Annotated in this window: 6 protein-coding genes; 2 read left to right on the top strand and 4 right to left on the bottom strand. The window is 66.5% G+C overall.

Going from position 1 to position 8,376, the window contains the following annotated elements:
- Window positions 1-11: 11 nt before the first annotated feature.
- On the bottom strand, window positions 12-569 hold the full coding sequence (locus ACFYOW_RS43685; RefSeq protein ID WP_387297031.1) for a DUF6912 family protein: 558 nt from the start codon (window positions 567-569) through the stop codon (window positions 12-14).
- A gap of 7 nt (window positions 570-576) precedes the next feature.
- Entirely contained in the window at window positions 577-1,989 is a 1,413-nt protein-coding gene (locus ACFYOW_RS43690) for a wax ester/triacylglycerol synthase family O-acyltransferase (RefSeq protein ID WP_387297009.1), read from the bottom strand.
- A gap of 623 nt (window positions 1,990-2,612) precedes the next feature.
- On the opposite strand from ACFYOW_RS43690, the gene secA reads away from it, so the two are divergent.
- Both secA and ACFYOW_RS43700 read left to right on the top strand, forming a co-directional pair.
- On the top strand, window positions 2,613-5,441 hold the full coding sequence (gene secA, locus ACFYOW_RS43695) for a preprotein translocase subunit SecA (protein ID WP_387297011.1): 2,829 nt from the start codon (window positions 2,613-2,615) through the stop codon (window positions 5,439-5,441).
- 96 nt (window positions 5,442-5,537) lie between these two features.
- Window positions 5,538-5,915 (top strand): nuclear transport factor 2 family protein, encoded by a 378-nt coding sequence (locus ACFYOW_RS43700; protein WP_387297013.1) that lies wholly within the window; start codon window positions 5,538-5,540, stop codon window positions 5,913-5,915.
- Here the strand turns inward: ACFYOW_RS43700 and rsgA are convergent, their stop codons facing one another.
- Both rsgA and aroA read right to left on the bottom strand, forming a co-directional pair.
- Entirely contained in the window at window positions 5,916-6,902 is a 987-nt protein-coding gene (gene rsgA, locus ACFYOW_RS43705; RefSeq protein WP_387297033.1) for a ribosome small subunit-dependent GTPase A, read from the bottom strand. It abuts the gene before it with no gap.
- Entirely contained in the window at window positions 6,899-8,209 is a 1,311-nt protein-coding gene (aroA, locus tag ACFYOW_RS43710; protein ID WP_387297015.1) for a 3-phosphoshikimate 1-carboxyvinyltransferase, read from the bottom strand. Before aroA ends, rsgA begins: the two co-directional genes overlap by 4 nt.
- Window positions 8,210-8,376 lie beyond the last annotated feature (167 nt).

Raw genomic sequence — 8,376 nt, forward strand, 5'->3', positions numbered from 1 at the left:
CAGGCTGTCGGTCACAGTAATTCGAGCAGGAACGGCAGCTCCTGGGCGGCATACCAGGCCAGCTGATGGTCCTCGGCATCACCCAGCACGAATTCGGCGTCGGCGTCGCCGAGGTCGGCGGCATCGACGACATCGACCGCCTTGGCCACCTCGGGTTCGGCCTCGGCCAGGTCGACGTGCACCGAGGCGATCCGGTCGTAGCCGATCGTTCCGGCCAATCGCACCACCGCGTCGTCGAGGTCCGGGCGCAGCTTCGCACCGGTCACATCGGCGGCGATGACCGCGCGGCGATAGACCGGGCTGTGGTAGGTGGTGGCTGGGTCGTCGGCGTCGCCGTCCTCGTCGTCGGACGCCTCGGTGGCCTCCTCGCGCTCGGCGGCGAGCAGGCGCAGCGAGGCCCGCGCGGCCTCGGCCATCGCGACCTCGGCCAATTCTTCGTCGTCCCCGGAGGCATAGGCCTCGCGCAGTGTCGGCGTGACCGCGAAGGCGGTGCCGCCGGCCGGGCGCAGTTCCCGGTTCGCGACGAGCTCGCGCAGCATCGGCACGGTGGCGGGGATATAGACCCGCATGGTGTTCTCAGACGCAGGCACCGAGCATCTCCTCCATGGACTCGTGCACCGACGCGGCCAGCACGCCGATATCGGCCATCGCGTCGCGGTCGGCGTTGAGTCCGTAGAAGACGCGTCCGTCATAGGACGTGATCCCGATGCTCGAGGCCTGGTTGCGCAGCAGCGGCGACACCGGATACATCTCCAGCATCCGCGCGCCGCCGATGTACATCGGGGTCTGCGGACCCGGTGCGTTGGTGATCACCAGATTGAACGTGTGCTCTGCGAACGTACTCGCCGCCCGCACACTCATCGCATGCAGGCTCGCCGGAGCGAAGCCGGCCAGGTGTACCAGGGTGCGCGCCCGCACGCCGCGCCGGTGCTTGCTGTTGGCCTCGGTGGCATGGGAGATATGCGATAGGCGCATCACCGGATTCGGTTCGCCCACCGGCAGGTCGATGAGGAACGAGGAGACCTCGCTGGTCGGTTTCAGCTGGTCGTCGATGCCTTCGACATAGACCGACATGGGCACCACCGCGCGCAGCACGGTCGATTCGGTGAGCGCCTCACCGCGCGAGAGCAGCCAATTGCGCAGCGCCCCGGTGACGACGGCCAGGATCGCATCATTGATCGAGCATTCGAAGCGCTTGCGGATCTTGCGGTAGTCCTCCAGATCCGTGCGCACCACATCGAAGCGGCGGTTGCGCGAGGTCTTGGCATTGAGCGGGCTGTCGGGTGCGCCGACGGTGGCCGCACGCACGGCCGAAACCATCGAATCCACCGCCTTGCCCGCGGCCTCGACCACCGAGAACGCGTGCGCGCTCGCGTCGCGCGCCACCTCGAGCGCCTCGCGCGGCTGCGCGGCCAGGTGGGTGAGCGCGCCGATCAGCAGTTCCATCTCGTTGGGTTCGCGCGGCGCCACCCAGGCGTCATCGGCGATACCGCGCGGTGATGCGCTGGTATCGAGGATGACGTGCCCGATCTCGAGTGCGGTATCCCCGTCGACGAGCGCCGAATGGGTTTTGGTGAAGATCGCGGACCGGCCCTCGGCCAGGCCCTCGATCAAATACATCTCCCACAGCGGGCGGCTCTGATCGAGCGGTCGCGAAGCCAGCCGCGCAACCAGATCGTGCAGCTGGCAATCGTTGCCCGGCTCGGGCAGTGCGGAGCGGCGGATGTGATAAGTGATATCGAAATGGCTGTCCTCGACCCAGACCGGGCGGCCGAGCGCGAACGGGACTTCGCGGACCTTCCTGCGATAGCGGGGAACCAGGGAAAGCCTGCTCTCCACCAGATCGACGAGTCCGTCGTAGTCGAGTGCCGTTTCCCCCTGTGCAGAGTCGCTACCTCGGACGATCGCGAGAGAGCCGATATGGATCGGATTGCTGCTCGACTCGAGCTGATAGAACGACGCGTCCTGCGGCGTCAATCTCGTGATCACGCTGCCCGGTGCTCCTTCCGATGTGGCTCCCACCCGAGCCGTCTCATCGCCCATTGTGGTCGCCCACAACGGTTCGTCCTGCCCCCTGTGGCATATCCAGCGATATTCGCGCAACCCTTTACCCACGCCTGGTTCCGTGGAAGGCTGCATTGGTTCGAGACCGGAGGAACTCGATTCGCACACACTAATCGGGGTGCCGCATAACGGATGCCTTTTGAGCTGCGCTGCCCCTTGGTGTCGTCACGTGCGGTCGGATAACGGGTCGTCCCTGGTAGGCAGGGCTCGCGGCGTCCGGCACGACGAACGACTTACATCGTATGACACCCGCGCTGAAACAGGTTCCGGTCCGTCGGATTCCCAGCCGATCCGAGCGCCGACACACGGGTACGGTGAAAAGAAACGGCTGCCGCCTGGGTGGTAGCGGCGGCTGCGGCGCTATGTCGCTGGTCATCGTCACCGGCCCTTTCGAGCGACCTGCAAGTAGTCGCTACGGCTAACATGGATGCCGCATTACCATGAAGCGTGCTGCGGACTCCGCCGTGCTCGGCGGGGCCATGTGCACACTGCCCGCCCCGGATGACGGCCGAACATTTGACACACCGACCAGAGGACTGACGAGACCCGTGCCTGCGCTGACACTGACGAGGTTGCTACGGATTGGTGAGGGACGCACGGTCAAGCGGCTCGCCCACCTCGCGGAAGAGGTCCTCGCGCTCGGGCCCGAGATCGAGGAGCTCACCGACCACGAGCTGCGTGCCAAGACCGACGAATTCAGGGACCGCTACGCCGACGGCGAAACGCTGGACGATCTGCTCCTGGAGGCGTTCGCGGTGGCCCGTGAGGCGTCCTGGCGGGTGCTGAACCAGAAGCACTACAAGGTGCAGATCATGGGTGGCGCGGCGCTGCACCTCGGCAATATCGCCGAGATGAAGACCGGTGAGGGCAAGACCCTGACCTGTGTGCTGCCCGCCTACCTCAACGCCATCTCCGGCGACGGCGTGCATGTCGTCACGGTCAACGACTACCTGGCCAAGCGCGATGCCGAGTGGATGGGCCGCGTGCACCGCTTCCTCGGGCTGAGCGTCGGCGTGATCCTGTCCGGTATGACCCCGGCCGAGCGTCGCGAGTCCTACAACTCCGACATCACCTACGGCACCAACAACGAATTCGGCTTCGATTACCTGCGCGACAATATGACCCACTCGCTGGACGATCTGGTCCAGCGCGGGCACAACTTCGCCGTGGTCGACGAGGTCGACTCCATCCTCATCGACGAGGCCCGCACCCCGCTGATCATCTCGGGCCCCGCCGACGCCTCCTCGAAGTGGTACGCCGAATTCGCCCGCATCGCACCGCTGTTGAAGAAGGACCTGCACTACGAGGTCGATATCAAGAAGCGCACCATCGGTGTGCACGAGGCGGGCGTGGAGTTCGTCGAGGATCAGCTCGGCATCGACAACCTCTATGAGGCGGCCAATTCGCCGCTGGTGAGCTACCTGAACAACGCCATCAAGGCCAAGGAGCTCTACCACCGCGACAAGGACTACATCGTCCGCGACGGCGAGGTCATCATCGTCGACGAGTTCACCGGCCGCATCCTGGTCGGGCGCCGCTACAACGAGGGCATGCACCAGGCGATCGAGGCCAAGGAAGGCGTCGAGATCCAGCCGGAGAACCAGACCCTGGCCACCATCACGCTGCAGAACTACTTCCGCCTCTACGACAAGCTTTCCGGTATGACCGGTACCGCCGAAACCGAGGCCGCCGAGCTGCACCAGATCTACAACCTCGGCGTGGTCCCGATTCCGACCAACCGGCCGATGGTGCGCGCCGACCAGTCGGATCTGATCTACAAGACCGAAGAGGCGAAGTTCTCGGCCGTGGTCGACGATGTCACCGAACGGCACGAGAAGGGCCAGCCGGTGCTGATCGGTACCACCAGCGTCGAGCGCTCGGAGTACCTGTCCAAGCAGTTCACCAAGCGCGGCATCGCGCACAACGTCCTGAACGCGAAGTTCCACGAGAAGGAAGCCGAGATCATCGCCGAGGCCGGTCGCCCGGGCGCGGTCACGGTCGCGACGAATATGGCCGGTCGTGGTACCGACGTCGTGCTCGGCGGTAACCCGGACATCATCACCGACATCATCCTGCGCAAGGAGGGTCTGGATCCGGTGGAGACGCCGGAGGAGTACCAGGCCGCGTGGTTGCCGACGCTGGAGCGGGTCAAGGAGCAGACCGCCGAGGATGCCGACGCAGTGCGCGATGCCGGTGGTCTGTACGTGCTCGGCACCGAGCGCCACGAATCGCGGCGTATCGATAACCAGCTGCGCGGTCGTTCCGGCCGTCAGGGTGACCCGGGTGAGTCCCGGTTCTACCTGTCGCTGGGTGACGAGTTGATGCGGCGCTTCAACGGCGCCGCGCTCGAGGCCATCATGACCAGGCTCAACCTGCCCGACGATGTGCCGATCGAGGCGAAGATGGTCTCCAAGGCCATCAAGAGCGCGCAGACCCAGGTCGAGCAGCAGAACTTCGAGATCCGCAAGAACGTGCTCAAGTACGACGAGGTGATGAACCAGCAGCGCACCGTCATCTACGGCGAACGCAACCGGATCCTGCGTGGTGAGGATATGGAGGGTCAGGTCCAGGAGATGATCACCGACGTGGTCACCGCCTATGTCGACGGCGCGACCGCCGAGGGTTATGTCGAGGACTGGGATCTGGACAAGCTGTGGACCGCGCTGAAGACGCTGTACCCGGTGAGCCTGGACTACAAGGAGCTGACCGGTGAGACCGGTGTCGGCGAGGCGGGCGATCTGACCAAGGACGAACTGGTCGAATCGCTGCTCGATGACGCGCACGACGCCTACGAGAAGCGCGAACAGCAGATCGACGGTCTGGCGGGCGAGGGTTCGATGCGCAATCTCGAACGCCAGGTGCTGCTTTCGGTGCTGGACCGCAAGTGGCGCGAGCACCTCTACGAGATGGATTACCTCAAGGAGGGCATCGGCCTGCGTGCCATGGCGCAGCGCGATCCGTTGGTCGAATACCAGCGCGAGGGCTTCGACATGTTCGCCGCGATGCTCGAGGGCCTGAAGGAGGAGTCGGTCGGCTTCCTGTTCAACCTGCAGGTCGAGGTGCAGCAACCGCAGCCCGAGGGCGTCGCGGTCGATACCGGCCTGCGCTCGCCGGTCGGCGCCACCGCGCCGCGTCCACTGCCCACCCAGGAGGCGCCGGTCGGCAATGGCGCACCGGCGGCATTGCGCGCCAAGGGGATCGGCGATTCCCGGGCCAACAACGGCTTCCACTATTCGGGGCCGGACGAGGGCGGCCACGCCGCGGTCCACAGTGACACCGAGGAGTACGGCGACGGCAGCACTCGCCGTGAGCGCCGCGAGGCGGCCCGCGCGCAGGCCAAACCGAAGCGCGCACCGAAGACCCGTCGTCGGCACTGATCGATCGCGAAGGCGCCCATGGACTCGCGTCCATGGGCGCCTTCGTCGTCGGTGAACCGGCCACGAGGGGTGGTGCGGCGGAGTAGCTTACGAGGCGTGGACCGGGACGCTGTCGAGAAATGGGTCGGTGGTTATGAACGGGCCTGGCGTGCGCCGGGAACCGCGATGCTGGGGGAGCTGTTCACCCGCGATGTCGAGTATCTGGTGTCGCCGTGGGCGGAACCCATTGTCGGCCTCGAACCGCTCGAGGTGTTCTGGGAGGCCGAGCGCAGTGGGCCGGACGAGGCGTTCACGATGGCAGCCGAGGTTGTCGCGGTAGAGGATTCGGCCGCCGTGGTGCGGGTGGGCGTGGAGTATCGGTGGGATACGTTGTCGCGCTGGCGGGATCTGTGGGTATTGCGGTTCGACTCCGACGGTCTGTGTGACCGATTCGAGGAATGGCCCTTCGCGCCTGAACAGGCCGACGGGCACTGACTACCAGGATTCGTTGGAGTTCAACGCGGTCAGCAGGAGGCGGATCGCGGCGACGCGGCGCTCCTTGCCGGGCAAGGTATCCAGCGCGCATTCAGGGTCCGCTGGGGGACCGAGATGGGTGCAGCCGCGGGGGCAATCCTCGATGGCGGCGGCCAGATCGGTGAAGGCGGCGATGACATCGTCGGGCGTGATGTGTGCCAGTCCGAAGGAACGGACACCGGGTGTGTCGATGACCCAGCCGCCCTGCGGGAGCGGTAGGGCGACGGATTGGGTTGAGGTGTGTTTGCCCTTGCCCGCGCCGGAGACCTCACCGACCGCACGATCCGCGTCGGGCACAAGGCGATTCACCAGCGTTGATTTGCCGACACCGGAGTGGCCGATGAAGGCGGTGAGTCGGTCGGTGAGCAGATCGAGGACCGGTTCGCTGGGGTCATCGATGCCGCCGTAGATGATGATGAGGTCGAGATCGTCGAAGGCGGCGGCGAATTCGGATTCGGCGGCCAGATCGTGTTTGGTCAGGCACAGAATCGGTTGCAGTCCACCGGCATACGCGGCGACCATGGCGCGTTCGACGAAACCCGTGCGCGGCGGCGGATCGGCGAGGGCGACCACGATGAACAGTTGTTCGGCATTGCCGACGACGATCCGTTCGAACGGATCGGTGTCATCGGCGGTGCGGCGCAGGACGGTTCGGCGTTCCCCGACGCGGACGATGCGGGCCAGGGTATCGGGTCTGCCGGACAGATCGCCGACCACGTCGACCTGATCGCCGACGACGATCGGGGTGCGGCCCAGTTCCCTGGCCCGCATGGCGACGATCAGCTTGTCCGGATCGCCGCCGAGCACGCAACCCCAGCGACCGCGGTCCACCGAAACGACCATGGCCGCTTCCGCATCATTGTGCTGCGGACGGGTTTTCGTGCGTGGACGAGAGGACTTGCCCGGGCGCACCCGGACATCCGACTCGTCATAATCGCGTCGTCTCAGCGGGCCGCTCCCTGATCGGTGAGCGTGGGATCGAGCATCTGCTCCCACAGGCCGACGAATCCGGGCAGCGTCTTGGCCGTGGTGCCGATATCCTCGATCGCCACGCCGGGCACCCGGAGTCCGAGAATCGCACCGGCCGTTGCCATTCGGTGGTCGGCATAGGAATGCCAGTTGCCGCCGTGCAGCGGGGCCGGGGTGATCTCGAGTCCGTCCTCGGTCTCGGTGACATTGCCGCCGAGCCGGTTGATCTCGGTGGACAGGGCCGCGAGCCGATCGGTCTCGTGGCCGCGCAGATGGGCGATGCCGCGCAGCCAGGACGGTGAATCCGCAAGTGCCGCAAGGGCGGCCACGGTCGGGGTCAACTCGCCGACATCGTGCAGATCGATATCGATACCGGCCAGGCGCTCCGGGCCGCGCACGGTCAGCACACCGTCGAACCGGGTGACCTCGGCGCCCATCCGAACCAGGATCTCCCGGATCACATCACCGGGCTGGGTGGTCAGGCGCGGCCAGTGCGGGATGCGGACCTCGCCACCGGTGACGGCGGCCGCGGCGAGGAAGGGCGTGGCATTGGACAGATCCGGCTCCACATCCCAATTCACCGCGCGGATCGGGCCGGGTGCGACGGTCCAGGTCTGGGCCTTGCGGCTGTCGGCCGGGGCATCGACGGCGACCTCGGCGCGCCGCAGCATCTCCACTGTCATCTCGATATGCGGCATCGAGGGGAGTGCCTTGCCGTTGTGGTGCACCACGAGGCCCTCGTCGAACCGGGCTGCCGACAGCAGCAGTCCGGAGACGAACTGGGACGATCCGGAGGCATCGATGGTGACCGCGCCGCCGCGCACCGCACCCTTGCCGTGCACTGTGAACGGCAGTGCGTCGCCCTCGATTTCCGCGCCGATCCGGCGCAGTGCTTCCAGGATGGTGCCGAGTGGACGAACCCGGGCCTGCTCGTCACCGTCGAAGGCGACATCGCCCGTGGCCAGGGCCGCGACCGGGGGCAGGAACCGCATGACGGTGCCGGCCAGGCCGCAGTCGACGGTGCCGCCGTGCAGCGGCGCGGGTGTCACGGTCAGCGTGTCGGCGTCGCCCTCGATCCGTGCGCCCAATGCGCACAGGGCGCCGATCATGAGTTCGGTGTCGCGGCTGCGCAGCGCGCCGGAAATGGTTGAGGGACCCTCGGCGAGTGCGGCCAGGATCAGGGCCCGATTCGTGATCGATTTCGATCCGGGCAGGGTCACGGTCGCGTGCACGGGGACATCGACATGGGGCGCTGGCCAGAAGCTCACCCGTCCATCTTCGCCCATCGCGTCACCGGACACACGGGCTGGGCTGTGTTTGATTTGCGGCGCCTGCGGCGCCGCGTGTTCGCGGCCCCGTGGTGTCTCGCGTCCGAGCCGTCGAGACTCGCGACTTCGTCGCATGCGCTTCGACGGCTCGGACGCGAGACGGGCCGCGAACGTCGCTCGTAAGA

The sequence above is a fragment of the Nocardia sp. NPDC006982 genome (assembly GCF_042869435.1).
GTDB lineage: Bacteria > Actinomycetota > Actinomycetes > Mycobacteriales > Mycobacteriaceae > Nocardia.